The following is a 25,092-nucleotide window of genomic DNA, read 5'->3' as shown; positions in this document are numbered from 1 at the left end:
GAACAGATGACAGCGGACAGATTTCAAATGACAGATTTCAGATTCTGTCATCTGAAATCTGTCAGTTGTCGCTCGCCGCCGGCCGGCCTCAGCCGCGCCGGGCGCGGCGGATCGCCGAGGTGATCACCGGCGGGAGCAGATCCCGGGCGGCGCGCTTGGCGACGTTGACGGGGCGGCGCTGCTCAGCGGCGCGAGCGCGGCGGGCGGCGAGGTCGCGGGCGGCCTCCTCCTGCGCCTCCAGCAGGGCCCGGCGGGACTCCTCGGCCGCCTGGTCGGCGTCGCGGCGGGCGGCCTCGGTCGCCAGCCGGCGCTGGTGGCGGGACGGCCGGAACGACTCGATGCCGTCCGAGGTGCCGACCATCCGCAGCAGCTGCCGGCCGTTCAGGGTCTCGGTGGTCAGGAGGCAGCCCTCGGCGAGGTCCACCCGGTCCAGCAGGTCGCGCTGGAAGGGCTCCGGGTCCCCCCAGGTGCCGTAGAACTTGCACTCGGTCAGCATGATCGGCTTGAGTCCGTGGTTGAACACGGCCTCCCAGGTCGCGGCGGCGACACCCGGGGTGTGCTGGGAGCGGTAGTCGTCGAGCACCACGACGCCCTGGTCCTGCAGCGCGGTGCGGGCCACCTGGAGGTCGCCGACGACGTGCTCGTAGAGGTGCGAGGCGTCGATGTGGATGAACCGGAACGCTCCCGCCGGGATCCGCCCGCCCGCGAGCGACGAGGTCGGCGCCTGGATGATCTCCGGCAGCTCGTCGTGGAACGCGAGGTAGTTGGCCTCGAAGGCGGACCGGGTCAGGGTCTTCCGGTAGGAGATGTCCATCTCCGCCGCGTTCTCGTCGTCCGGCGCGTCCGAGTCGAAGAGGTCACAGACGGTGAACGTCTCGCCGGGCTGGAGGTGCTCGCCGATGACGATCGCACTGCGGCCCAGGTATGCGCCCATCTCCAGCAGATCACCGGTGACCCCGGCCTTCTCCTGCCGACCCAGGAACCACTCGAAAGAATGCCGATCGTGATCCCAGAACCAGCCCGGGACATCGTCCAGCGCAGCCGGCTCGGCGGGCCTCTGCTCCTCGGCAGTGAACGCGTCGGTCACGGGGAAGCTCCTTAGGCGGTACGGATGACCTGCGGGTCGAGCCAGACCTCAGAACGAGTGGGCGACAGCCGGGGCACCTTCGGGGCGCACGAAATACCGACGGTGCGCACACCACCTGCACCCGCCGCTAACACTAGCCCCCCGCAGCTGAGTTCGCTGCAATCTACAGCCGAGCCATCGGGCTTGAGGAGGTTTTCGCGCAATGGGTTTCGTGGACTGTCGCATCGGGGCCGGAGATGAACACGGCATGCTGACCACGTACATCCATTGTGCCCTCTCGAATCCGCAGAGTCACCATCCGCCGGAATGATCTTCGTTGCAGCTGCGGCACCTAGCCTGGTCGCGGGCGGCCCGCAGGGGCCCGGAGCGAGGAGCGGAGCGAGATGGCGACAACCGAGCAGGGCCGGACGGCACTGGCCGGGGAACTGGCGGCGATGATGGCCGAGGACGCCGCCGCGGCTCGGCTGGCCAACAGCCCCGACCTCGCCGATCAGGCGGTCTGGCGGCGGCTCACCACCCGGCACGGGGACCGGCTCGCCGAGATCATGGCGGTGCACGGCTGGCCGACCGAGGCGCTGGTCGGCCCGGACGCGGCGAAGGCGGCCTGGCTGGTCGCGCAACATGCGGACCGTCAACTCGACGTCCAGCGGCGGGCCGTGGAGCTGATGACCGCGGCCGTGTCGGACGGCGCGGCAAGTGCACGGGATCTGGCGTTCCTTCAGGACCGGCTCGCCGTCAACGAGGGCCGCGAGCAGCGGTACGGCACGCAGATCGGCGCGGTCACGGACGGCCGCCCGGTGCCGTGGCCGTGCGAAGAACCGGAGCGGCTGGACGAACGGCGCGCGGAGGTCGGGATCGAGCCGTTCGACGAGTACACCGCGCGGTTCGCACCGAGGTAGCAGGCGGGACAAATCGCTGCAGTACCAAGCCGGTCGGGGGCGAGGGTGCACACGTCTCGCCCCCGACCGTCAGTGGTCAGGCCAGGTCGACGCCCGGGTAGAGGGGGAACGGGGCGAGGAGATCGGCGGCGCGCTTGGCGATGCCGTCGCGGAGGGATTCGTCCAGGGTGTACTGGGCCCTGGAGGGAGCGCCGCCCGAGGTGGGGGCGGGGCTGGTGGCGCGCAGGACGGTGTCGATCAGGGCGGCGATCTCGTCCATCTCGGCGGCGCCCAGGCCCCGGGTCGTGAGCGCGGGGGTGCCGAGGCGGACGCCGGACGTGTACCAGGCGCCGTTCGGGTCCTGCGGGACGGAGTTGCGGTTGGTGACGATGCCCGAGTCGAGGAGCGCCGCCTCCGCCTGACGACCCGTCAGGCCGTAACCGGAGACGTCGGCGAGGACCAGGTGGTTGTCGGTGCCGCCGGTGACGAGCTTGCCACCGCGGCGCAGCAGGCCCTCGGCCAGCGCGCGGGCGTTGTCGACGACGGCGCGGGCGTAGGCCTGGAACTCGGGGCGGCGGGCCTCGGCGAAGGCGACCGCCTTCGCCGCCATGACGTGCGACAGCGGGCCGCCGAGGACCAACGGGCAGCCGCGGTCGACGTGTTCGGCGAGCTCGGCGGTGGACAGCACCATGCCGCCGCGCGGGCCGCGCAGCGACTTGTGGGTGGTCGTGGTGACGATCTGGGCGTGCGGCACCGGATCGTGGTCACCGGTGAACACCTTGCCCGCGACCAGGCCGGCGAAGTGCGCCATGTCGACCATCAGCGTCGCGCCGACCTCGTCCGCGATCTCGCGCATCTTGCGGAAGTTGACCCGCCGCGGGTAGGCCGAGTAGCCGGCCACCAGGATGAGCGGGCGGAACTCGCGGGCGGTCTCGCGCAGCGCGTCGTAGTCGATCAGGCCGGTGGCCGGGTCGGTGCCGTAGCTGCGCTGCTCGAACATCTTGCCGGAGATGTTGGGCCGGAAGCCGTGGGTGAGGTGGCCGCCGGTGTCCAGGGACATGCCGAGCATCCGCTGGTTGCCGAGCTCGTGGCGCAGCTGCGCCCAGTCCTGCTCGGTGAGGTCGTTGACGTTGCGCACCTTGGCGCGCTCCAGGGCCGGGCTCTCGACGCGCTGGGACAGGACGGCCCAGAAGGCGGTGAGGTTGGCGTCGATGCCGGAGTGCGGCTGGACGTAGGCGTGGTCGGCGCCGAAGAGGGCGCGGGCGTGCTCGGCGGCGAGGGTCTCGACGGTGTCGACGTTGCGGCAGCCGGCGTAGAAGCGGCGGCCGGCGGTGCCTTCGGCGTACTTGTCGCTGAGCCAGTTGCCCATGGCGAGCAGGACCGCCGGGGAGGCGTAGTTCTCGCTGGCGATCAGCTTGAGGGAGGCGCGCTGGTCTTCGATCTCCTGGCCGATGGCGGCGGCGATCCGGGGTTCGACGCCGGCGACGACGTCGAGGGCGTTGCGGAAGGCGGCGTTGGCGGCGTCGGTGGCGACGGTGTGCGGGGGCTGGTGGTGCAGGGGCTGCTGCTGCGGGGCCAAGGCGGTCTCCTCGTGGTGCACGGACGAGTTCGGACGGCCCAGGCGCTCGGCAACTTGACGTGGGGTGCCACGAAGCCGCTTCCCGATGGTTGATTCCATCCATGCGCGCCAGTCGCGGCTCATCGGGATCGTATCAACACCGGGCGGACCGCGCCGGGCTGTGGCGGAGATGATCGGAATGCGGAACGAGCGGCGAGCTGTTCGCCGCCGCGACGACCCCCGCGACCGCGTCCGCGGCCTGCTGGGCGAGGTCGGCGGTGTGCCGAGCGAGGTCGGCGGGCAGGAGTGCGTAGAGCGCCATGTCGCGGCGCTCGCCCGCGATCGTCCGATGGCTGCGCAGCAGGCCCTCGCGCCGGAAGCCGGCCCGCTCGGCCGTCCGGAGCGAGCCGACGTTCCAGGGCTCGATGTGCAACTCCAGCCGCGCCAGGCAGAGTTCGCCGAGCGCCCAGCCCGCCACCGCCCTCAGCGCGTGCCCGGCCACGCCCTGTCCGCGCGCCGAGGCGGCCGTCCAGTAGCCGATCGAGGCGCGGCCGTCGCCCTGCGGGAACAGCCCGACGAAGCCGACGGCCCGCTCGTCCGCGCGGCGCGCCACGGCGAACGAGTACCCGGAGCCGTTCGCGGCCTTGGCCCACTGCCGTTCGACGAACTCCCGTGCGGAGCCGGCGTCGTAGCGGCCCGGGACGGTGGTGACCAGCGGAATGTACGGGTCGGCGGCGGCCTCCCGGAGCAGGTCGGCGTCGCTGAGCCGCCAGGGGCGCACATCGAAGGGCCCGGCGTCGAGTGTCGGCACGAACAAGGATGGGCGGTCCATGCTCGTAGCCTGACACGAGTGACCAGGGAGTCCCACCGAATATGTCCACGCCGCACAGGCCGGAGCCGGACGGGTCCGAGTCGCAGAGGACCGAGCCGCAGAGGTCCGAGCCGCAGAAGGCCGCGCCGCAGAAGGCCGCGCCGCCCTCCCCCGCTCACCGGGAACTCCTCGACGCCGCCGAGGCCGTCGCCCGCCGCTTCGCCCGCGCGGACAACCACACCGTCGCCGCTGCCGCCCGCAACGCCGACGGGCGGATCGTCACGGCGCTGAACGCCTACCACTTCACGGGCGGGCCCTGCGCCGAGCTCGTCGTCCTCGGCGCGGCGGCCGGGCAGGGTGCGTACGACCTGACCGCGATCGTCGCCGTCGCGGACCGGGGCCGGGGCGTCATCCCGCCGTGCGGCCGGTGCCGGCAGGTGCTGCTCGACTACTTCCCGGAGATCGAGGTCCTCGTCGGCCGCGGCCCGCAGCTGCGGGCCGTGCCGGTCCGGGAGCTGCTCCCCGAGGCGTACGTGTGGGCCGGCCACCAGGACGGGTAGGCGCCACTTTCGGCGCGGGACGGCCCCCGCCGTTCGGGGCGGATCCCGCGGCACCGCCTCCGTCTGCCGGGTGACGCCCAAGTGCTCGGCGCTCTGCGAGAGTTCACCGGTCGTCGACGGTACGTGCTGCAGGTACGCGGCACGTGGCGCACGGTACGTGGCTCGTGATCGGCGTGGCGAGGAGAGCCCCAGGGTGAACGGGAAGCCGGGAATTCGGTGGCAACTGGTCGGCCTGGGCCTCGCGGTGATGGCGCTGGCGGGCGGCGCCGCCGGGAGCTGGCAGCTGTTCCACCGGGACGCGCCGTGCTGGGGCAAGGAGCCCGGTTGGCCGGCGCCCGCGCTCGGGGCGATCGGTCTGGCGGTCCTCGGGGCGATCGCGGCGGCGCTCTCCTGGGTGGCCGGGTGGTGGCGGCACTCGCGGACCGCGGGGGTCGCGGCCTGGGGGTTGGCGGCCGTCGCGGTGCTCTGCGCGATCGGGATGGTGTTGCTCGGCCGGTCCTCGCACTGCGACTGAGAGCACGGAAGTTCGCTTGCGACTCGCCGGTGCCGTCGCCCGTCGTTCGGCTGCGCGGCCGAGGTGCGAGGGGCTAGCGTGCAGGCGTCGTGTCGTGGAGATCACCCACCGGATCGCCACCAGATCACCACCGTATTGCCAACGGGACCGCCAACCGAGGGGACACATGTCGGACGAGCTGCTCATCGCGAAGATCAACCACGGGTTCCAGTACCTCGACGCCGACGGCGACGGACTGATCACCGAACGGGACCACGTCCTCATGGGCCACTCGGTGGCACGCTCGCTCGGCCACCGCGAGGGCTCGGAGGCCGAGGCGGTCATCGTCCGCGCGTATCTCACGATCTGGCACGACCTGCACCTCGCCCGGCTGCCGGTCGGGACCGAGTCGATCACCCGCGAGCAGTTCATCCGCTCGACGAGCTCCCTCGCCGACGACCCGGAGGCCGCCCTCGCCAGCCTCGGGGCGCTCGCCGAGGCGTTCCTCGCCGTGGCCGACGCGGACCGCAGCGGAACGGTGGACGCGGGCGAGTTCTTCGTGTTCCAGCGCGGCCACTTCGTCGGGCTCTCCCGCGACGACGCGGACGAGGCGTTCCGCAGGCTCGACCGCGACGGCGACGGCATGCTCTCCGCGGAGGAGTTCACCGCCGCGATCATCGAGTACTGGACCAGCCGCGACCCCGAGGCGCCCGGCAACTGGTGGACCGGCACGGCGCCGCACGAGCTCTGACGCTCCTCCGACGGCCCGTTCCGGTCCCTTCCCGCCTCTTCCGTTCGGCTGTGCAAGGGGCGCCGCGGTCAGGCGGCCGGGCGGCCCGTTCGACAACGGTGTCGATCATCGCGGCGAGGCCGTCCGCGCCCAACACCTCGGGCAGGGCGAGGTGTTCGAGCACGCTCGACCGACGTCGTCCTCACGTACGCGAGGACCGCCCCGACTTCCGGCTGACGCTCACCACCAGGCAGACGCCCGCCACCACGATCAGCCCGCCCGCGACGGTGGGGCCGGTCAGCGGCTCGGCCAGGATCAGCCAGCCCAGCAGCACCGCCACCACCGGGTTCACGTACGCGTAGGTCGCGACCAGGGTCAGCGGCGCGGACCGCAGCAGCCACGCGTAGGCGGTGAAGGCGAGCAGCGAACCGAACACCACCAGGTAGGCGAGGGCCAGCCAGGACCGGCCGGAGACCGCGCCCAGGTCCAGACCGTGCGTCTCGCCGCGCACCAGGCCGATCAGCAGGTCGGCGAGCCCGCCAGCGAGCATCTGGTAGCCGCTCGCGGCGAGGACGTTGCCCGGCATCGGGATGCGCTTGCTCGCGAACGAGCCGGCCGCCCAGGTCACCGTGGCGCAGATGATCACGACCACGCCGAGCGGCGCGATGTCCCCGCCGATCGCGGGGGCGGAGAGCACCGCCAGGCCGACCAGCCCTAGCACCACCCCGGCCACTTCGGCGCGCTTAGGGCGCTCGCCGCCGACGGCCGTGAGCAGGACCATCCACAGCGGGACGGCGGCGACCAGCAGAGCGGCCAGGCCGGACGGGACCGAGCGCTCGCCCAGCACCACGAGGCCGTTGCCGCCGGCCAGCAGCAGCACGCCGACCAGTGCGGCGGAGGCCAGCTGGCGCAGGCTCACCCGCAGGCCGGCCGGGCCCTGCCGGACGAGCACGTAACCGGTCAGCAGCAGGCCGGCGGTGAGGAAGCGTGCGGCGGCGGAGAGGAAGGACGGCATCGTCTCCACCGTGATCCGGATCGCCAGGTAGGTGGAGCCCCACACCACGTAGACCACGGCGAGTGCCAGCCACACCGCCCCGCCGAGCCGGGCCGGGCGGGAGGTGGGCAGGGCGGAAGTGGACGCGGCGGAGGCGTCGGCTGATCTGGAGGAGGTGGGCGCTGTCATGTGTGTCCCCCTTGGACGGTGCTGGCAAACACCTGCCATGACAGCGCATCGGAGACCCGGTGCGCCAGTCGGTATCACCACGTGGGCACGACGACGTACCGTGGGCCCTCCCCCAGCCAGGAGGTCGAATCCGTGTCCGACGAGGCGCTGCCGTTCTTCGTCTACGGCACCCTGCGCAGCAGCGGCCGCAACCACGCCGTCCACCTGGCCGGTCGCTGCGCCGACATCCGCCGCGCTGTCCTGAACGGCGCCGCGCTGCACGACGGACCCGGATTCCCGTACGCGGTGCCGGATCCGACGCCCGGGCGCCGGATCGTGGGTGAACTCGTCACCGTACGCCCCGGCGCGTACGCGGGTGCGCTCGCGGCGCTGGACGAGTTGGAGGGGTGCCGGGCCGACGGGACGGGGCTGTACGTGCGACGGCGGATGTCCGTGCGGACGGAGGCGGGCGAGACCCGGGAGGCGTGGGTGTACCTCGCCGGGCCGGCCGCGGCGGAGCGGCTGCGGGCGCGGCCGGCGCTCATCGCCTCCGGGGACTGGTCGGACAGGTGAAGGGCGGGGGCGGCCGGCGACAGACCGCCAGGTAGGCTGCCCCGGCTACTTCTGTTGCGTACTCACGGCCGCATACTGACGGCCGCCCACTCACGGCCGATCGCTCACGGCCCACCGAACCACGAGGAGCCACCCCGGTGCCCGAGCTGCCATCCCCGATCACCGTCGTCGGGATCGGGGCCGACGGCTGGCCCGGTCTCGCCGCCACCTCCCGGGCCGCGCTGCGGGCGGCCGAGGTCGTCGTCGGCGGCTCCCGGCAACTGGACCTCCTCCCCCGCGACGAAATCTCCGCCGAACGCGTGCCGTGGCCGTCCCCGCTGCGCCCGGCCGTCCCCGGGCTGCTCGCCGCGCACGCCGGCCGCCGGGTGGCTGTGCTCGCCAGCGGCGACCCGATGTTCCACGGCATCGGCCGCACCCTCGCCGAGACGGTCGGCGCCGAGCGGCTGCGCGTCCTGCCGCACCCGTCCTCCGTCTCCTACGCGTGCGCCCGCCTCGGCTGGCCGCTGGAGGCCACCGAGGTGGTCAGCCTGGTCGGCCGGCCGCTGGACACCCTCAACCTCGCCCTCCACCCCGGCCGCCGCCTGCTGGTGCTCAGCGCCGACGCCGCCACCCCGGCCGCCGTCGCCGCGCTGCTCACCGCCCGCGGGTACGGCGCCGCCCGCCTGCGGGTGCTCGAACAGCTCGGCGCCCCGACCGAACGGCAGCTCGACGGCCCGGCGGACGGCTGGCCGCACCCGCCCGGCGACCCGCTGAACCTCGTCGCGGTCGAACTCGGCGACGGCCCCCGCACCTCCCTCGTGCCAGGACTGCCCGACGCCGCGTACGAGAGCGACGGCCAGCTGACCAAGCGCCACGTGCGCGCCGCCACCCTCGCCACCCTCGCGCCCGCCCCCGGCGAGCTGCTCTGGGACGTCGGCGGCGGCTCGGGCTCGATCGCGATCGAGTGGCTGCGCGCCCACCGCGACTGCCAGGCCGTCAGCGTCGAGCGGGACCCCGTCCGGGCCGAGCGCATCGCCCGCAACGCCGCCGCGCTCGGTGTGCCCCGGCTGCGCGTCGTGACCGGCCCCGCCCCCGCCGCGCTCGCCGAACTGCCCACCCCCGACGCCGTGTTCATCGGCGGCGGACTCACCGCGCCCGGCCTGCTGGAGAGTTGCTGGGCGGCCCTGCCGCCGGGCGGCCGGCTGGTCGCCAACACCGTGACGCTGGAGTCCGAGGCCCTGCTCACCGACTGGTACCGGCGCCATGGCGGCGAGTTGCTGCGCCTCGCCGTCGCCCACGCCGTCCCGGTGGGCGGCTTCACCGGATGGCGCCAGGCCATGCCGGTCACCCAGTGGTCCGCCGTCAAGCCCGACACCCCCCAGGAGAACGCCTCGTGACCGTCCACTTCATCGGAGCCGGCCCGGGTGCGGCCGACCTGATCACCCTGCGCGGCCAGCGCATCCTCGCCCGCGCCGAGGTCTGCCTCTACGCCGGCAGCCTGGTGCCGCGCGAACTGCTCGACGAGTGCCCGGCCGGCGCCCGCCTCGTCGACACCGCCCAGCTCAACCTGGACCAGATCACCGCCGAACTGGTCCGCGCCCACGAGGCCGGACAGGACGTGGCACGCCTGCACTCCGGCGACCCGTCCGTCTTCTCCGCCGTCGCCGAGCAGATGCGCCGCCTGGACGCGGCCGGCGTGCCGTACGAGGTGGTCCCGGGCGTGCCCGCCTTCGCCGCAGCGGCGGCGGCGCTGAAGCGGGAGTTGACCGTGCCGACCGTCGGCCAGACCGTCATCCTCACCCGGATCGCCAAGCGCGCCACCCCCATGCCCGAGGGCGAGGACCTCGCCACCCTCGGCCGCAGCGGCGCGCTGCTGGTGCTGCACCTCGCCGCCGGCTACGTGGACGACGTCGTCGAGCAGCTGCTGCCGCACTACGGCGCCGACTGTCCGGCCGCCGTCGTCGCGATGGCCAGCCGACCCGACGAGCTGGTGCTGCGCGGCACGCTCGCCGACATCGCCGAGCAGGTCAAGGCGGCGGGCGTGGTGCGTACCGCGGTGATCATCGTCGGACGGACGCTGGCCGCTGAGCAGTTCCGCGACAGCCACCTCTACTCGGCGGACCGCGAGCGCCCGCACGAGCCCTGCGGGGCGTGACCGCGTGACTCCTGCGGGGCGCGACCGCACGGCCCGACACGTTCTGATCCTCGGCGGGACGACCGAGGGGCGGGCGCTCGCCGCCGAGCTCGCCGGCCAGACGCCGCTTCGCGTCACCAGCTCGCTGGCCGGCCGGGTCGCCCAACCCCGGCTGCCCGCCGGGGAGGTGAGGATCGGCGGCTTCGGCGGTCCGGACGGGCTCGCCGCCTGGCTGCGCGCCGAACGGGTGGCCGCGGTGGTGGACGCCACGCACCCGTTCGCCGCCGGCATGTCGCGCAACGCCGCCCTCGCGGCCGCCGCCACCGGCGTGCCGCTGCTGGCCCTGCGGCGGCCCGGCTGGACGCCGGTCCTCGGGGACCGCTGGCACCCCGTCCCCTCGCTCGCCGCGGCGGCCGAGCTGCTGCCCGGGCTCGGACGCCGGGTCTTCCTCACGACCGGGCGCCAGGGCATCGGCACCTTCGCCCACCTCGACGGGCTGCACTTCCTCGCCCGCTCCGTCGACCCGCCCGAGCCGCCGCTGCCGTCCGCGCTCGACGTCCTGCTGGACCGCGGCCCGTTCACCCTGGACGGCGAACGGGCGCTGCTGCGCGAGCACCGGATCGACGTCCTCGTCACCAAGGACAGCGGCGGCGCCGCCACCGCCCCCAAACTCACGGCCGCACGTGAACTCGGCCTGCCCGTGGTCGTCGTGGAGCGCCCGCCGGTACCGGACGGCGTACCGGTCGCCCCGGACGTGCAGGGCGCGGTCCACTGGCTCGCCGACCTGGGCGAACCGGCTTACTAGGAGTGGTGGCTTCGGCCGGTACCGGCCGTCAGATGTCGCGGAAGGTCTCGATCTGGGCGCCGATGGAGTTGAGGCGTTCGGCGAGGTCCTCGTAGCCGCGGTTGATGACGTAGACGTTGCGCAGGACGGAGGTGCCCTGGGCGGCGAGCATGGCGAGGAGGATGACCACGGCGGGGCGCAGGGCGGGCGGGCACATCATCTCGGCGGCGCGCCAGCGGGTGGGGCCCTGGACCAGGACGCGGTGCGGGTCGAGGAGCTTGACGTCCGCGCCGAGGCGGGTCAGCTCGGTGAGGTAGATCGCGCGGTTGTCGTAGACCCAGTCGTGGATCATCGTGGTGCCGTGGGCCGCCGCGGCGATGGCGGCGAAGAACGGCACGTTGTCGATGTTGATGCCGGGGAACGGCATCGGGTGGATGGTGTCGATCGGCGCGGTCAGCTTGGACGGACGCACGGTGAGGTCGACCAGGCGGGTGTGGCCGTTGTGGGCCCGGTACTCGGCGGTGCGGTCGTAGTCGAGGCCCATGCCCTCCAGGACCGCGAGCTCGATCTCCAGGAACTCGATCGGCACCCGGCGGATCGTCAGCTCGGAGGAGGTGACGACGGCGGCCGCGAGCAGGCTCATCGCCTCCACCGGGTCCTCGGCCGGGGTGTAGTCGACGTCGCAGGTGATCTCGGGCACGCCGTGCACGGTGAGGGTGGTGGTGCCGATGCCCTCGATCTTCACGCCCAGCTTCTCCAGGAAGAAGCAGAGGTCCTGGACCATGTAGTTGGGCGAGGCATTGCGGATCACGCTGACGCCGTCGTGCCGGGCGGCGGCGAGCAGGGCGTTCTCGGTGACGGTGTCGCCGCGCTCGGTCAGTACGATCGGGCGGTCCAGCGGGGCACCGGGCTCGACCGAGGCGTGGTAGGCGCCGCCGGTGGTGGCGACCTCCAGGCCGAAGCGGCGCAGCGCGGTCAGGTGCGGCTCGACGGTGCGGGTGCCGAGGTCGCAGCCCCCCGCGTAGGGGATGGCGAAGCGCTCGGCGCGGTGCATCAGCGGGCCGAGGAACATCAGCACGCTTCGGGTGCGGCGGGCGGCCTCGACGTCCATCGCGGCGAGGTCGAGCTCGGCGGGCGGGGTGAGTTCGAGGTCGCGGCCGTCGTTGATCCAGCGGCTCTTGACGCCGATGCTGGTGAGCACCTCGAGGATGCGGTAGACCTCCTCGATCCGGGCGACGCTGCGGATCGTGGTGCGGCCGGTGGTCAGCAGCGAGGCGCAGAGGATCGCGACGCAGGCGTTCTTGCTGCTGCGGACGTCGATGGCGCCGGAGAGGCGGGTGCCGCCGGCGACGCGCAGGTGCATCGGACCGGAGTAGCCGAGGGAGACGATCTCGCTGTCGAGGGCTTCGCCGATGCGAGCGATCATCTCAAGACTGACGTTCTGCTTGCCCTGCTCGATGCGGTTGACCGCGCTCTGGCTGGTGCCGAGGGCCTCGCCGAGCTGCGCCTGGGACCAGCCGCGGTGCTGGCGCGCGGTACGGATGAGGGTGCCGATACGGGTGAGGTAGTCGCCTGTCACCCGGCAGACCATATCTCATGGTTGAGATGGCGACAGAACCAGGCGTGGATTCACTACTCCTTTTGTCCGTTTCTCACCCCGTATGGGCGTCAGATCTTCACATCACCATGCGATATTGCTGAGCTTTCGCTGTGGCTCCGGTCGCCTGTCATCCGGTCATCCGGGTACGCCTCACGGTCCGAGCGGTTCCGCCCGCCCGACGATCGTGCCCGCACGGTCGATGCAGATGACGTCCACCGCCACCGGCGAACCCACCAGCACGCCGAGTGCCGTCGCCCGGGCCGCCTCGGCGACCAGGTCCCCCAGCGGCACGCCCGCCGCCCGGCACAGCTGCACCGCCTCCAGGCCGGTGTTGGCGGCGGCCACCGCCTCCGCCAGTGCCTCCCCCGCCCCGCCGCGCCGGGCTAGCTCCGCCAGGTACCCCTTGTCCACCTGCGAGCGCGCCGAGTGCAGGTCGAGGTGGCCGGCCGCGAGCTTGGACAGCTTCGCGAAGCCGCCCGCGATGGTCAGCCGGGGCACCGGGTGGCGCTTGAGGTACTTGAGGACGGCGCCGGCGAAGTCGCCCATGTCCAGCAGCGCGTCCTCGGGCAGCCCGTGCACGGCCACGGCGACCTTCTCCGACGTCGAGCCGGTGCAGCCGGCCACGTGCGTCCGCCCGGCCGCACGCGCCACGTCCACGCCACGGCGGATGGAGTCGATCCAGGCCGAGCAGGAGTAGGGGACGACGATGCCGGTGGTGCCCAGGATCGACAGGCCGCCGAGGATGCCCAGCCGGGGGTTCCAGGTGGAGCGGGCGATCTCCTCGCCGTGGTCGACGGAGATCTCCACGACGACGTCCCCGGTGCCGCCGTGCTCGGCGGCCACCTCGGCGACGGCGTCGCGGATCATCTGCCGGGGCACCGGGTTGATGGCGGGTTCACCGACGGGCAGCGGCAGGCCGGGCTTGGTGACCGTCCCGACCCCGGGACCGGCCCGGAACACCACCCCGGCACCGGGCTCGCCGGCCCGTACCGTCGAGCGGATCAGGGCGCCGTGGGTGACGTCGGGGTCGTCCCCGGCGTCCTTGACGACACCGGCCATGGCGCGGGGGGCGGTCCCCGCGACCGAGGTGGCCCCGTCGGCCGGCGTGAGCTCCTCGGCGGCCAGGGCGAAGGCGGGCTGCTGGCCCTTGGGAAGGGTGATGGTCACCGGGTCCGGGAACTCGCCGGTGAGCAGCGCGGTGTACGCGGCCTTGGTGGCGGCGGTGGCACAGGCGCCCGTCGTCCAGCCGTGCCGCAGACCGCTGCTCTTCAGCTGCCCGGCCCGGCCTCCCGGTTCGGCCACGTCCGCCTCGTTTCGCTGACCCGGGACGGGGCCTCCGGTCGTGCCGGGGCGGGCCGTCCGCTTCCGTTGCTGCTTCGGTACGGCCGCACCGGCCGTCCGTGCCGATTTTCCCCCACTGGCCCTGCTGCACCCCGACCGGGGCCCACGCGAAGGGATGGAACCGGGAGCGCGGCGGGAAGGCGCTGCCCCTCGTTCGCGAAAAGTTCTCTGCACGGGCCTCGCCCCTTGCACCTACCAGTGAGTAATCTGTCGCTCCGCCAGATGCGGGTTCATGACACGTGGTCCGATGACCGGGGCAGCCGGCCGGGCCATCAATTTATGGGGGTTTTTGTGGCTGGTTTGAGTCGGCGTACGTTCGTCACGGGTACGTCGGTGGCCGCCACCTGGGCGGCTCTGTCGCTGGGTGGCGCGCAGTTCGCCTCGGCGGCGGCGCGGGAGCGGGCGCTGGCGGCCACCGCGGCCAGAGCGGTGCAGGTGACCGGGACCACCCTCGACCAGGTGGCCACGCCGGTCGGCAGCGGGGCCTACAAGCGGCTGACGGCCGGACCGGGCTGGCCGCTGGTGGTGCGCGGCGACCTGGCGGCACCGGGCAGCGGCCGGGACGACCGTCGCACCGGGCTGGCCAGCTTCGTCCAGTTCTCCGACCTGCACCTGGTGGACACCGAGTCCCCCGTGCGCTTCGAGTACCTGGCCCGCTTCACCGGCGCCGCCTACCGGCCGCAGGAGACCCTGAACGCCCGCGGCGTGTCGGCCCTCGTCGAGCGCGTCAACTCGCTCCCCGGCGGCCCCTACACCGGGATGCCGTTCAGCATGGTGATGGCCACCGGCGACAACACCGACAACCACGAGCACGCCGAACTCGACTGGTACCTGACCGTGATGGGCGGCGGGCGCCTCGCCCAGAACACCGGCGACCCCGCCGCCTACGAGGGCGTGCAGAACTCCGGCAGCGGCATCTACTGGAACCCCGAACTCACCTTCCAGGACGAGTACAAGGCGAAGGGCTTCCCGCAGGTTCCCGGCTTCCTCACGGCCGCCGGCCGCCCCTTCGACGCCCCGGGCCTGCGCATGCCCTGGTACACGACGGTCGGCAACCACGATGACAGCCTCGAGGGTTCGCTGCCGGACTTCGGGCTGCTGAACGACCTCTACACCGGCGAGTACAAGCTGGAGGGCTGCAACGACGCCGAGGCCGCGCAGCTGATGGAGTCGCTGCGCCGCGACCCGGCGGGCGCCGCGCTGCTGCTCGGCAAGCTGCTGGCGACCGGCGACCTGGTACGGCAGATCACCCCGGACGAGCGCCGCCGGCCGTTCACGCTCAAGGAGTTCGCCAAGGCCCACCTGAACCCGGCTGTCACCGGCGCGGGCCCGTACGGGCACGGCTTCACCTCGGACATGGTGAGCAGCGGCAAGCTCTACTACACCTTCCGCATCTCGGAGAAGGTGGTCGGCATCAGCCTGGACACCACCAACCAGGCCGGGTTCGCCGACGGTTCGCTCGGCACCGCTCAACTGCGCTGGCTGGAGCAGCAGTTGAAGGCGCACAGCGGGCACTGGTACGACACCGACGGGCGGAAGGTGACGGGCGGCAGCACGGACGAGCTGATCCTCGTCTTCAGCCACCACACCAGCACCAGCATGGGCAACCTGCTGCCCGACCCGCGCAACATCTTCGAGAAGCGGCACGACGGCAACGAGCTGGTGGCGCTGCTCCAGCGCTACCCGAACGTCGTCGCGTGGGTGAACGGCCACACCCACGCGAACAAGATCACGGCGCACGGCCACGCGGTGCCGGAGCGGGCGTTCTGGGAGATCAACACCGCCTCGCACATCGACTACCCGCAGCACGGCCGCATCATCGAGATCGCGGACAACGGGGACGGCACGCTGTCCCTGTTCACCACGCTGATCGAGTCCGCCGCGCCGTACGGGACGGACTTCGGCAGCACCTCGGACACCAACCTGGCCGCGCTCTACCGCGAGCTGTCGTACAACGACCCCAACGGCCGGGTGTCGGCGCTGCTCGGCTCGGGGCAGGACCACAACACGGAGCTGCTGATCACGAAGCCGACGCGCTGACGGCGGGGGTCGTCGCTCGGCGACCGGGCGGCTGACGGATAGGCGACCGGGGGCGACGGATAACAGAAAACAGATGACAGCTGACAGCTGACAGCTGACAGCTGACGAAATCTGTCAGCTGTCATCTGTTACTGGTCAGTCCTCCGCGTCGTCCGGGTACCGCCGCGGCGTCCAGACGACCTCCACGCCGCCGCCGCGCTCGACCGCCCGGGTCTGCGAGGAGCCGATCAGCAGGATCGTCCGCATGTCGACCAGCGCCGGGTCGAGCTCGCCGAGCCGGACGATGCGCACCCGCTCCGTCGGCCCACCGACGTCACGCGCCATCACCACCGGCGTCTCGGGCGCGCGGTACTCCAGCAGCAGGTCGCGGGCGAGGCCCACCTGCGTCGTCCGGGACTTCGAGCCCGGGTTGTACAGGGCGAGCACCAGGTCCGCCTCGGCCGCCGCGCGGAGACGCCGGGCCACCGCGTCCCAGGGCTTGAGCCGGTCCGAGAGCGACACCACCGCGTAGTCGTGCCCCAGCGGGGCACCGGCCCGGGAGGCGGCCGCGTGGGCCGCGGTCATACCGGGCAGGACCCGCACCGGGACGTCCCGGTAGTCCTGCTCGCAGGCGACCTCCAGGACGGCCGTGGCCATCGCGAAGACACCCGGGTCGCCCGAGGACACCACCACGACCCGGTGCCCGCGCCGGGCCAGGTCGAGGGCGAACTCGGCGCGCTCCGACTCCACCTTGTTGTCCGAGCCGTGCCGCCGCTGCCCCGGCCGCTCCGGCACCCGGGCCAGGTAGGTGGTGTAGCCGACCAGGTCGGTGGCCTCGGCCAGCGCGCCGCGCGCCTCGGGGGTGAGCCAGAGCGGTCCGGCCGGTCCGGTGCCGACCACCGTCACGCTGCCCATGCCGTCCGCGACCCGCACGACCGGCTCCAGCGGCGCGACCTTGCTCGGCAGCACCGCGACCGAGAAGTACGGCACGGTCTCGCCGTCGATCTCGGCGAGCGGCGCGATGCGCTCCCCGTCCATGAACGCGCGCTCGACGTACTGCGCGTCCTCGAGGCGTCCCGCCCGCTCCAGCGCGCGCCGGACGGCCGGGAAGGTACGCCCGAGCTTCATGATCACGGCCGAGTCGGCGGACGCGATCCGCGCCGCCAGTTCCTCCTCGGGCAGCGTGCCCGGGATGACGGTGAGCGTCTCCTCGGCCTCGGTCAGCGGCTGCCCGAGCCGGGCCGCCGCGGCGCTGACCGAGGTCACGCCCGGCACCACCTCGGTCGGGTAGCGGTGCGCGAGGCGCTTGTGCATGTGCTGGTAGGAGCCGTAGAACAGCGGGTCGCCCTCGGCGAGCACCACGACGTCCCGGCCGGCGTCCAGGTGGGCCGCCAGCCGCGCGGCGGCCTCCTCGTAGAAGTCGTCCAGCGCGCCCCGGTAGCCGCCCGGGTGGTCGGTGGTCTCGACGGTGACCGGGTAGACGAGCTTCTCCTCGATCTGACCACCCGTCAGATAACGCTCGGCGATGGAGCGCGCGATGGACCGCCCGTGCCGGGCACTGTGGTACGCCACGACATCGGCCTTGCCGATGAGTTCGGCGGCGCGGACGGTCACCAGCGATGGGTCGCCCGGACCGAGCCCGACCCCGTACAGCCGCCCGACGCGCACGTCGCTAATCTGACGTTCCGTCACTCTTCCTCGCTCGCAATCGCGTTGATGGCAGCGGCGGCGATCGCGCTGCCGCCGCGCCGGCCGCGCACCACCAGGTGCTCCAGGCCGGACGGGTGCTCGGCCAGCGCCTGCTTCGACTCGGCGGCGCCGATGAAGCCGACCGGGACGCCGATCACCGCGGCCGGGCGCGGCGCGCCCGCCTCGATCATCTCCAGCAGCCGGAACAGCGAGGTCGGCGCGTTGCCGACGGCCACCACCGCGCCCTCCAGCCGGGGCAGCCACAGCTCCATGGCGGCGGCGCTGCGGGTGTTGCCCATCTTCCGGGCCAGTTCGGGGACCGCCGGGTCGGTGAGGGTGCAGATCACCTCGTTGTCGGCGGGCAGCCGCTTACGGGTGACGCCGCTCGCGACCATGTTGACGTCGCAGAGGATCGGCGCACCGGCGTGCAGCGCGGCGCGCGCGGAGGCGACCACGCCGGGCGAGTACACCAGGTCCTCGACCAGGTCGACCATCCCGCAGGCGTGGATCATCCGCACCGCGACCTGGGAGACGTCCGCCGGCAGGGCGGCCAGGTCGGCCTCCGCCCGGATGGTGGCAAAGGACTGGCGGTAGATCGACGCGCCGTCCTTCTCGTACTCGATCACTTCGTGGTCCTCCTGGCCTCGGCGACCGCCTCGGCCATCTCCTCGTTCGTCACATCCACGGACGACACATCCGCGGAAACCACGTCCACCGAAGCCGCTTCAACGGAAGCCGCACCCGCGGAAGACGCGTCCCCGGAAGCCGTGTCCACGGCCGTCCCGGCGGCTGCCGGACCGTTCACCGTCACCCGGTAGCCCTGCCCGGTGGCGAGCACGTCCACCCACCGTCCGGCCGGGTGGCCGCAGCGCCGTTCACAGCCCGACCAGTGCACGGGCAGGCCGCCGGCCGGCGCGGCGTCGAGTGCCCGCGCCGCGTCCGCCCGGACGTCGGCCAGGGACTTGGCGCACCCGGGCAGTCCGGTGCAGGCGGTGGCCCGCTCCCAGGGCGAGCCGGGCACCGTCCGGAACCCGGCCGCGGCCAGCGCCGGCAGGCGGTCGGCCGGGGCACCGGGCAGCACCGCGCCGCGCCAGGGCGTCAGCCGCAGCTCGCCGGCCGAGGCCGCCACCAGGGCACGCCACTGCGCGGCGCTCGCCCGGCCGAAGCGCATGCCCACCGAGAGCCCGCCGGGCAGTGCCCCGGCGGCGGGTGCGGCTGCGGCGAAGGCGGGCAGCGGCACCGGCCCGTCCGGCAGGAGCTCGGGTACTTCGCGCAGGTGCCAGGCCTTGCGGCCGCTCGCCCGCAGCGCGTCGAGGAAGGACCGGGCCGCGTCCAGCACGGCGGTCACCTCCTGCCCGGCCTCGACCGGACGCCCGTACGCGGCGCGCCCGAGGCGCAGCAGCCGGGTGCCGTCCGAGCCTGCGATCAATGTCACATCGGCGTCGAGGGTGGCGACGTCGCCCCGCCCGTCGTCCAGCGCGAAGAGGAACTTGCCGGAGAGTCCGGTCGCCCACGCACTCGCACACAACCGCGCGTCCAGCTCCCGCACCCAGGTCTGCACGTCGGCACGGTCGAGCCCGTCGAGCCCCGCGAGCGGTGAGGCGACGATGTTGCGCACCCGCTCGTGCGTGTCGGAGGGCAGCAGCCCGACGGCGCGCAGCCGTTCGGCGAGTTCCGCCCCGCAGTGCGAAGCCAGGCCGCGGAGTTGGACGTTGCCGCGCGAGGTGGTCTCCAGCTCGCCGTCGCCGAGGGCTTGCGCCGCCTCGGCCAGCGCGAGCGCCTGACGGTCCGTCAGCAGGCCGCCGGGCAGGCGGACCCGGGCCAGGGCGCCGTCGTCGGCGGTGTGCAGACGAAGCGCCCCTGGGCAGGCGTCCGCGCGCCCCCGGTCGGGCACCGCGGCGCCCGGCGCGGTGACGTCGGGTGTCGGTGGCATGGCGGCGAGCATACAGATGATCCGATCGCTTGCCTCCGTCCGTTGCCTCACACGTCGGCTCACACGCTGACTCACGCGCTGCCCCGCACGCCGCATCGCACCGCCGTCACTCCGTGCGTCTCCGGAGGATCACCCTCCCCCGGGTCAGCCGCACCCCGTACGATGCTGGCGGACGGTCCCCGCCGACCGTCCACGCCAGCGACGGCGCAGGGGAGGAAACCGGTGCAAGCCCGGTGCGGTCCCGCCACTGTGACCGCGGTTCACCGGGACACCCGGCGGCCGCGGAAGCCAGGAACTCCTGCCGTCCTCCACCGGCCCGGGGCGCGGACCCCGAGGAAGGCAGAAATGCACCAGCGCTGTCGCATGCCCGCGCCCGCGTCCCAGGCCACCACCGAGGCCGCCCTGGCCACCATCGAGGCCGGGAGGGCCTTCGCATGATCCTGCTGCTGTCGACGTCCGACACCGACCTGCTCAGCGCCCGCGCCTCGGCCGGCCCGGTCCCGTACCGGCTCGGCAACCCGGCCCGGCTCGCCCCCGAGGACCTGCCCGCGCTGCTGGAGGGCACCGACCTGGTCGTGGTCCGCCTGCTCGGCGGGCGCCGCGCCTGGCAGGAGGGCCTGGACGCGCTGCTGGCCGGCCCCCGCCCGGTGGTCGTGCTGACCGGTGAGCAGGCCCCGGACGCCCAGCTGATGGAGCTGTCCACCGTCCCGGCCGGCATCGCCGCCGAGGCGCACGCCTACCTCGCCCACGGCGGCGCGGCCAACCTCGCCGAACTGGGCGCCTTCCTCTCCGACACCGTGCTGCTCACCGGCCACGGCTTCGCCCCGCCCGCCTCCGCCCCGGCCTGGGGCCCGCTGGAGCGCGCTGCGAGGACGAACGAGGGCCCGACCGTCGCGGTGCTCTACTACCGCGCCCACCACATGAGCGGCAACACCGCCTTCGTCGAGACCCTGTGCCAGGCCATCGAGGACCAGGGCGCGCAGGCCAGGGCCTACTACTGCGCCTCGCTGCGCGGCGCCGAGCCCGAGCTGCTGGCCGCGCTCGGCGAGGCCGACGCGATCGTCACCACGGTGCTCGCCGCCGGCGGCACCCGCCCGGCCGACGCGCAGGCTGGCGGCGACGAGGAGGCCTGGGACGCGGGCGCGCTGGCCGCCCTGGACCGCCCGATCCTCCAGGCGCTCTGCCTCACCTGGTCGCGCGCCCAGTGGGAGGCCAGCGACGACGGCCTGTCCCCGCTGGACACCGCCACCCAGATCGCCGTGCCGGAGTTCGACGGCCGCCTGATCAGCGTCCCGTTCTCCTTCAAGGAGCTGGACGAGGACGGCCTCACCGTCTACGCGGCCGACCCGGAGCGCGCCGCCCGGGTGGCCGGCACCGCCGTCAAGCACGCCCGGCTGCGGCACGTCCCGGCCGCGGAGCGCCGCCTCGCGCTCGTGCTGTCCGCTTACCCGACCAAGCACGCCCGGGTCGGCAACGCCGTCGGCCTGGACACCCCGGCCAGCGCCGTCCGCCTGCTGCACCGGCTGCGCGAGGAGGGCATGGACCTCGGGGACGGCCTTCCCGGGCTGGAGGACGGCGAGGACAGCCACGAGGGCGACGCCCTCATCCACGCCCTCATCGCCGCCGGCGGCTACGACCAGGACTGGCTCACCGAGGACCAGCTGGCCCGCAACCCCGTCCGCATCCCCGCCGCCGACTACCGCCGCTGGTACGCCACCCTGCCCCAGGCGCTGCGCGAGCAGGTCGAGGAGCACTGGGGCCCGGCCCCCGGCGAGCTGTACGTCGACCGGTCGCAGAACCCGGACGGCGACATCGTGCTCGCCGCGATCCGCTCCGGGAACCTGCTCGTCCTGATCCAGCCGCCGCGCGGCTTCGGCGAGAACCCCGTCGCGATCTACCACGACCCCGACCTGCCGCCGAGCCACCACTACCTGGCCGCCTACCGCTGGATCGAGGCCGCGCAGGAGGACGGCGGCTTCGGCGCCCACGCCGTCATCCACCTCGGCAAGCACGGCAACCTGGAGTGGCTGCCCGGCAAGACCGCCGCGCTGTCCGCCGAGTGCGGCCCGGACGCCGTCCTCGGCGACCTCCCGCTGATCTACCCGTTCCTGGTCAACGACCCGGGCGAGGGCACCCAGGCCAAGCGCCGCGCCCACGCCACCCTCGTCGACCACCTGGTGCCGCCGATGGCGCGCGCCGACTCCTACGGCGACATCGCCCGCCTGGAGCAGCTGCTCGACGAGCACTCCAACATCGCCGCGATGGACCCGGCCAAGCTGCCCGCGATCCGCGCCCAGATCTGGACCCTCATCCAGGCCGCCAGGCTCGACCACGACCTCGGCCTGGACGAGCGTCCCGAGGACGACGGCTTCGACGACTTCCTGCTGCACGTCGACGGCTGGCTCTGCGAGGTGAAGGACGCCCAGATTCGCGACGGCCTGCACGTCCTCGGCCAGGCCCCGGTCGGCACCGACCGGGTCAACATCGTGCTCGCCATCCTGCGCGCGCGGCAGATCTGGGGCGGCGTCAGCGCGCTGCCCGGCCTGCGCGAGGCGCTCGGCCTGGACGAGGCCGCGCTCACCCTCGGCGCCACCGACGCCGCCGAGGCGCAGGCCCGCGCCCTGGTCGAGGCGATGGAGGCGGAGGGCTGGGCGCCCGAGGCGGTCGAGAAGGTCGCCGCCGGGCTGCCGGAGGCCGTCCGCGAGGTGCTCGGCTTCGCCGCCACCCAGGTGGTGCCGCGCCTGGCCGCCACCACCGACGAGCTGGACGCCGTCCTGCACGCGCTCCAGGGCGGCTTCGTCCCGGCCGGACCGTCCGGCTCCCCGCTGCGCGGCCTGGTCAACGTGCTGCCGACCGGCCGCAACTTCTACTCCGTCGACCCGAAGGCGGTGCCCAGCAAGCTCGCCTGGGAGACCGGCCAGGCGCTCGCCTCCTCGCTGATCGACCGCTACCGGGCCGACAACGACGGTGCCTACCCGCCCTCGGTCGGGCTCTCGCTCTGGGGCACCAGCGCGATGCGCACCGCGGGCGACGACATCGCCGAGGCCTTCGCGCTGCTCGGCGTCCGCCCGGTCTGGGACGACGCCTCGCGCCGGGTCACCGGCCTGGAGCCGATCCCGCTCGACGAGCTGGGCCGCCCGCGCATCGACGTCACCCTGCGCATCTCCGGCTTCTTCCGGGACGCCTTCCCGCACGTGGTCGCCCTGCTGGACGACGCGGTGCGCCTGGCCGCCGCCCAGGAGGAAGCCGAGGAGCAGAACTACGTCCGCGCCCACGTCCAGGCCGACCTCGCCGTGCACGGCGACGAGCGCAAGGCCACCGTCCGCGTCTTCGGCTCCCGCCCGGGCACGTACGGGGCGGGCCTGCTGCAGCTGATCGACAGCCGCGACTGGCGCACCGACGCCGACCTCGCCGAGGTGTACACGGTCTGGGGCGGCTACGCGTACGGGCGCGGCCTGGACGGGCGACCGGCCCGCGAGGAGATGGAGACCGCGTACAAGCGGATCACCGTCGCCGCGAAGAACACCGACACGCGCGAGCACGACATCGCCGACTCGGACGACTACTTCCAGTACCACGGCGGCATGGTGGCCACCGTCCGCGCGCTCACCGGCAAGGCGCCGACCGCCTACATCGGCGACTCGACCCGGCCGGAGACGGTGCGCACCCGGACGCTGACCGAGGAGGCCGCCCGCGTGTTCCGCGCCCGGGTGGTCAACCCGCGCTGGATCGAGGCGATGCGCCGGCACGGGTACAAGGGCGCGTTCGAGATGGCCGCGACCGTGGACTACCTGTTCGGCTACGACGCCACGACGGGTGTGGTCGCGGACTGGATGTACGAGAAGCTGACCCAGGAGTACGTGCTCGACCCGGTCAACCGGGAGTTCCTCGCCGGGGCCAACCCGTGGGCGCTGCACGGGATCAGCGAGCGGCTCCTGGAGGCGGCGAGCCGCGGGCTGTGGGAGCAGCCCGACCCGGAGCTGATCGAGCAGTTGCAGGCCGCGTTCCTGGAGACCGAGGGCGATCTGGAGGGCGGCGAGGGCTGAGCCCGCCCCTCCTCCTGCGGCCTGGGTTCCCGCCGCCGGTGTTCCCGCGTCCATTCGGGTGACGGGAACACTGGTGGCGCACCCCGCCCAAGCGGACAATACGGGGCATGTCACGCCGCCTGACCCTCACGCGCCCCGTCCTGCGCACCCCTGGCGTCCTGCGCACCCCTGGCGTCCTGCGCACCACTGACCCCGGCGGGCGGGCGGTGCCCGAGCACCGCTACCGGGCGCGCCTCGGCGCGCTGGTGGCCGGGGCGGTGCCGGTGCTCGCGTTCCCGGCGCCGGGGCTGGCGTGGCTGGCGTGGGTCTCGCTGGTGCCCGGGCTGCTGCTGATGCAGCGGGCGCCCGGGGGCCGGGAGGCGGCCCTGCGCGGGTGGTGGTTCGGCGCGGGCTTCATCCTGACGGCGATGTCCTGGCTGATCCCGTCGATCGGGCCGGCGCTGCTGCTGCTCGCTCTCGTGTTCGGGGCACTCCAGGCCGGCGTCGGCTACGGCGTGCACCGGCTGCTGCACCCGCCGCTGACCGCCCGTCGGGCGCTGCTCGCCCTGGTCGTGGTCCCCGCGCTCTGGCTGACCACCGAGTACGCGCGCTCCTGGCACGCGCTCGGCGGGCCGTGGGCACTGCTCGGCGCCACCCAGTGGCAGCACCCGGCGATCCTCGGTCTCGCCTCGACGGGCGGGATCTGGCTCGTCAGCGCGGCGGTCGTGGCGGTCAACACCGGGGTGCTGATCGTGCTCACCGCCGCCCCCTGGCGACCGCGCGCCGCTGCGGCGCTGACGACCGTGCTGGTACTGGCCGCCGGTCCGCTGCTGTTCGCGCTGCGCGACGCGCCCGCCCGGACCGAGGCCGTCACCGTCGCTCTCGTCCAGCCCGGCATCATCGACGAGCCGCAGGCGCGGTTCGAGGCCAGCGCCCGCGCCACGGCCGCGCTCGGCGGGCGGCCGGTGGACCTGATCGTCTGGGGCGAGAGCAGCACCGGCGCCGATCTGGACCGCGACCGGGCCGCACTGGAGCGGCTGCGCGAACTGTCCGCCGCCACCGGCGCGCAGATCGTGGCCGGGGAGGACGCGCGCAAGGCGGACGGGCGGATCTCCAAGGACGCGGTGCTCGTCTCCCCGGCGGGCGTGGTGGACCGGTACCGCAAGATCCGGCTGGTACCGTTCGGCGAGTACATCCCGCTGCGGTCCGTGCTCGGGTGGATCGCCGGGGTCAGCCGGGCGGCGGGCGAGAACCGGGCGCCCGGCATCACCTTCCACCTCCTGCCGGCCACCGACCAGGCAGGCGGCGCGCTGCCGGTCGGCGCGCTGATCTGCTTCGAGTCGACATTCCCCGACATGGCCCGCACGGCGGCGCGCGACGGCGCCCGGGTGCTGGTCTACCAGTCCTCGACCTCGACCTTCCAGCACACCTGGGCGCCCGAGCAGCACGTCTCGCTGGCGGCGATCCGGGCCGCCGAGACCGGCCGGCCGGCCGTGCAGGCCTCGCTGACGGGGGTCTCGGCGGCCTTCGACGCGCAGGGCCGCGAGCTCGCCCGGCTCGGCACCGACGGCACCGGCGCACTGACCGTCCGGCTGCCGCTCACCGCGCCGGGGACGCTGACCTGGTACGACCGGGTCGGCGACGTGGTGCCGCTGGCGGCACTGCTGGTGACGACGGGGTCGGCGGTCATGGTGCTGCGGCGCCGGTGGGTGTGACGTCGGTGAGTCCGACGTCGG

At 73.7% G+C, this 25,092-nt stretch carries 20 protein-coding genes and 2 riboswitches; of the genes, 11 read left to right on the top strand and 9 right to left on the bottom strand.

Annotation, left to right across the window (positions count from 1 at the left end; genetic code table 11):
* Positions 1-88: 88 nt before the first annotated feature.
* Positions 89-1,087, bottom strand: coding sequence for a class I SAM-dependent methyltransferase (locus F7Q99_RS24005; RefSeq protein WP_326847047.1), 999 nt, complete (start codon positions 1,085-1,087; stop codon positions 89-91).
* A gap of 383 nt (positions 1,088-1,470) precedes the next feature.
* Here F7Q99_RS24005 and F7Q99_RS24000 point away from each other — a divergent pair, with 383 nt between their 5' ends.
* Entirely contained in the window at positions 1,471-1,986 is a 516-nt protein-coding gene (locus tag F7Q99_RS24000; RefSeq protein WP_407697823.1) for a DUF6624 domain-containing protein, read from the top strand.
* A 76-nt stretch (positions 1,987-2,062) separates the two neighbouring features.
* Here F7Q99_RS24000 and F7Q99_RS23995 read toward each other — a convergent pair whose 3' ends face one another.
* Both F7Q99_RS23995 and F7Q99_RS23990 read right to left on the bottom strand, forming a co-directional pair.
* Positions 2,063-3,523, bottom strand: coding sequence for a glycine hydroxymethyltransferase (locus tag F7Q99_RS23995; RefSeq protein WP_230210864.1), 1,461 nt, complete (start codon positions 3,521-3,523; stop codon positions 2,063-2,065).
* A gap of 50 nt (positions 3,524-3,573) precedes the next feature.
* Positions 3,574-3,670, bottom strand: a riboswitch (ZMP/ZTP riboswitch).
* A gap of 7 nt (positions 3,671-3,677) precedes the next feature.
* Positions 3,678-4,355 (bottom strand): GNAT family N-acetyltransferase, encoded by a 678-nt coding sequence (locus F7Q99_RS23990; RefSeq protein WP_153464673.1) that lies wholly within the window; start codon positions 4,353-4,355, stop codon positions 3,678-3,680.
* A gap of 41 nt (positions 4,356-4,396) precedes the next feature.
* On the opposite strand from F7Q99_RS23990, the gene F7Q99_RS23985 reads away from it, so the two are divergent.
* The 3 genes from F7Q99_RS23985 (at position 4,397) to F7Q99_RS23975 (ending at position 6,138) form a co-directional block, all read left to right on the top strand.
* The gene (locus tag F7Q99_RS23985; protein ID WP_153464672.1) at positions 4,397-4,894 is read left to right on the top strand and encodes a cytidine deaminase family protein; all 498 of its coding nucleotides are present in this window, start codon (positions 4,397-4,399) and stop codon (positions 4,892-4,894) included.
* Positions 4,895-5,087: 193 nt separating this feature from the next.
* Entirely contained in the window at positions 5,088-5,408 is a 321-nt protein-coding gene (locus F7Q99_RS23980) for a hypothetical protein (RefSeq protein WP_153464670.1), read from the top strand.
* Positions 5,409-5,574: 166 nt separating this feature from the next.
* The gene (locus tag F7Q99_RS23975) at positions 5,575-6,138 is read left to right on the top strand and encodes an EF-hand domain-containing protein (RefSeq protein ID WP_153464668.1); all 564 of its coding nucleotides are present in this window, start codon (positions 5,575-5,577) and stop codon (positions 6,136-6,138) included.
* 181 nt (positions 6,139-6,319) lie between these two features.
* Here the strand turns inward: F7Q99_RS23975 and F7Q99_RS23970 are convergent, their stop codons facing one another.
* Positions 6,320-7,300, bottom strand: a complete 981-nt coding sequence (locus F7Q99_RS23970) for an EamA family transporter (RefSeq protein WP_153464666.1) — start codon at positions 7,298-7,300, stop codon at positions 6,320-6,322.
* 132 nt (positions 7,301-7,432) lie between these two features.
* Here F7Q99_RS23970 and F7Q99_RS23965 point away from each other — a divergent pair, with 132 nt between their 5' ends.
* From F7Q99_RS23965 to F7Q99_RS23950, 4 genes are all read left to right on the top strand, one after another.
* A complete protein-coding gene (locus tag F7Q99_RS23965; protein WP_326847046.1) occupies positions 7,433-7,852 on the top strand; it encodes a gamma-glutamylcyclotransferase family protein in 420 nt (139 codons plus the stop codon).
* Between the two features lie 137 nt (positions 7,853-7,989).
* Complete coding sequence (gene cbiE, locus F7Q99_RS23960) at positions 7,990-9,228, top strand: precorrin-6y C5,15-methyltransferase (decarboxylating) subunit CbiE (RefSeq protein ID WP_326847045.1); 1,239 nt, start codon at positions 7,990-7,992, stop codon at positions 9,226-9,228.
* Complete coding sequence (gene cobM, locus F7Q99_RS23955) at positions 9,225-9,986, top strand: precorrin-4 C(11)-methyltransferase (protein ID WP_326847044.1); 762 nt, start codon at positions 9,225-9,227, stop codon at positions 9,984-9,986. Before cbiE ends, cobM begins: the two co-directional genes overlap by 4 nt.
* 4 nt (positions 9,987-9,990) lie before the next feature.
* Positions 9,991-10,770: a cobalt-precorrin-6A reductase gene (locus F7Q99_RS23950; protein ID WP_326847043.1), complete on the top strand. Its 780-nt coding sequence runs from the start codon at positions 9,991-9,993 to the stop codon at positions 10,768-10,770.
* A 28-nt stretch (positions 10,771-10,798) separates the two neighbouring features.
* Here the strand turns inward: F7Q99_RS23950 and F7Q99_RS23945 are convergent, their stop codons facing one another.
* Both F7Q99_RS23945 and F7Q99_RS23940 read right to left on the bottom strand, forming a co-directional pair.
* Positions 10,799-12,328: a UDP-N-acetylglucosamine 1-carboxyvinyltransferase gene (locus F7Q99_RS23945; protein WP_326847042.1), complete on the bottom strand. Its 1,530-nt coding sequence runs from the start codon at positions 12,326-12,328 to the stop codon at positions 10,799-10,801.
* A 171-nt stretch (positions 12,329-12,499) separates the two neighbouring features.
* The gene (locus tag F7Q99_RS23940; protein WP_326847041.1) at positions 12,500-13,651 is read right to left on the bottom strand and encodes a cobalt-precorrin-5B (C(1))-methyltransferase; all 1,152 of its coding nucleotides are present in this window, start codon (positions 13,649-13,651) and stop codon (positions 12,500-12,502) included.
* Positions 13,652-13,981: 330 nt separating this feature from the next.
* Here F7Q99_RS23940 and F7Q99_RS23935 point away from each other — a divergent pair, with 330 nt between their 5' ends.
* Positions 13,982-15,730 (top strand): TIGR03767 family metallophosphoesterase, encoded by a 1,749-nt coding sequence (locus F7Q99_RS23935; protein WP_326847040.1) that lies wholly within the window; start codon positions 13,982-13,984, stop codon positions 15,728-15,730.
* A gap of 135 nt (positions 15,731-15,865) precedes the next feature.
* Here the strand turns inward: F7Q99_RS23935 and F7Q99_RS23930 are convergent, their stop codons facing one another.
* The 3 genes from F7Q99_RS23930 to F7Q99_RS23920 are packed head-to-tail and all read right to left on the bottom strand — an operon-like array spanning position 15,866 to position 19,343.
* Positions 15,866-17,401, bottom strand: coding sequence for a precorrin-2 C(20)-methyltransferase (locus tag F7Q99_RS23930; RefSeq protein WP_407697822.1), 1,536 nt, complete (start codon positions 17,399-17,401; stop codon positions 15,866-15,868).
* Positions 17,398-18,024, bottom strand: a complete 627-nt coding sequence (locus tag F7Q99_RS23925) for a precorrin-8X methylmutase (protein WP_326847039.1) — start codon at positions 18,022-18,024, stop codon at positions 17,398-17,400. Before F7Q99_RS23925 ends, F7Q99_RS23930 begins: the two co-directional genes overlap by 4 nt.
* A complete protein-coding gene (locus F7Q99_RS23920) occupies positions 18,021-19,343 on the bottom strand; it encodes a cobalamin biosynthesis protein CobG (protein WP_153464660.1) in 1,323 nt (440 codons plus the stop codon). The genes F7Q99_RS23925 and F7Q99_RS23920 overlap by 4 nt, the downstream gene beginning before the upstream one ends.
* A gap of 144 nt (positions 19,344-19,487) precedes the next feature.
* A riboswitch (cobalamin riboswitch) is annotated at positions 19,488-19,651 on the top strand.
* Between the two features lie 114 nt (positions 19,652-19,765).
* Between F7Q99_RS23920 and cobN the strand changes: the two genes are divergently transcribed.
* Together cobN and lnt are read left to right on the top strand one after the other, a co-directional pair.
* Positions 19,766-23,377 (top strand): cobaltochelatase subunit CobN, encoded by a 3,612-nt coding sequence (gene cobN / locus F7Q99_RS23915; RefSeq protein ID WP_153464658.1) that lies wholly within the window; start codon positions 19,766-19,768, stop codon positions 23,375-23,377.
* A 107-nt stretch (positions 23,378-23,484) separates the two neighbouring features.
* A complete protein-coding gene (lnt, locus tag F7Q99_RS23910) occupies positions 23,485-25,071 on the top strand; it encodes an apolipoprotein N-acyltransferase (protein WP_153464656.1) in 1,587 nt (528 codons plus the stop codon).
* The last annotated feature ends 21 nt before the right edge of the window (positions 25,072-25,092 follow it).

Source organism: Streptomyces kaniharaensis (genome assembly GCF_009569385.1).
GTDB lineage: Bacteria > Actinomycetota > Actinomycetes > Streptomycetales > Streptomycetaceae > Kitasatospora > Kitasatospora kaniharaensis.
Note: the sequence above shows the minus strand (reverse complement) of the source record. Positions and strands in the feature narration are given on the sequence as shown.

Bases quoted from the DNA above. Each gene is read 5' to 3' on its own strand.
- F7Q99_RS24000 (WP_407697823.1), top strand. From the start codon at position 1,471: ATGGCGACAACCGAGCAGGGCCGGACGGCACTGGCCGGGGAACTGGCG.
- F7Q99_RS23990 (WP_153464673.1), bottom strand. From the start codon at position 4,355: ATGGACCGCCCATCCTTGTTCGTGCCGACACTCGACGCCGGGCCCTTC.
- F7Q99_RS23985 (WP_153464672.1), top strand. From the start codon at position 4,397: ATGTCCACGCCGCACAGGCCGGAGCCGGACGGGTCCGAGTCGCAGAGG.
- F7Q99_RS23975 (WP_153464668.1), top strand. From the start codon at position 5,575: ATGTCGGACGAGCTGCTCATCGCGAAGATCAACCACGGGTTCCAGTAC.
- F7Q99_RS23970 (WP_153464666.1), bottom strand. From the start codon at position 7,300: ATGACAGCGCCCACCTCCTCCAGATCAGCCGACGCCTCCGCCGCGTCC.
- F7Q99_RS23920 (WP_153464660.1), bottom strand. From the start codon at position 19,343: ATGCTCGCCGCCATGCCACCGACACCCGACGTCACCGCGCCGGGCGCC.
- cobN (WP_153464658.1), top strand. From the start codon at position 19,766: ATGATCCTGCTGCTGTCGACGTCCGACACCGACCTGCTCAGCGCCCGC.
- lnt (WP_153464656.1), top strand. From the start codon at position 23,485: ATGTCACGCCGCCTGACCCTCACGCGCCCCGTCCTGCGCACCCCTGGC.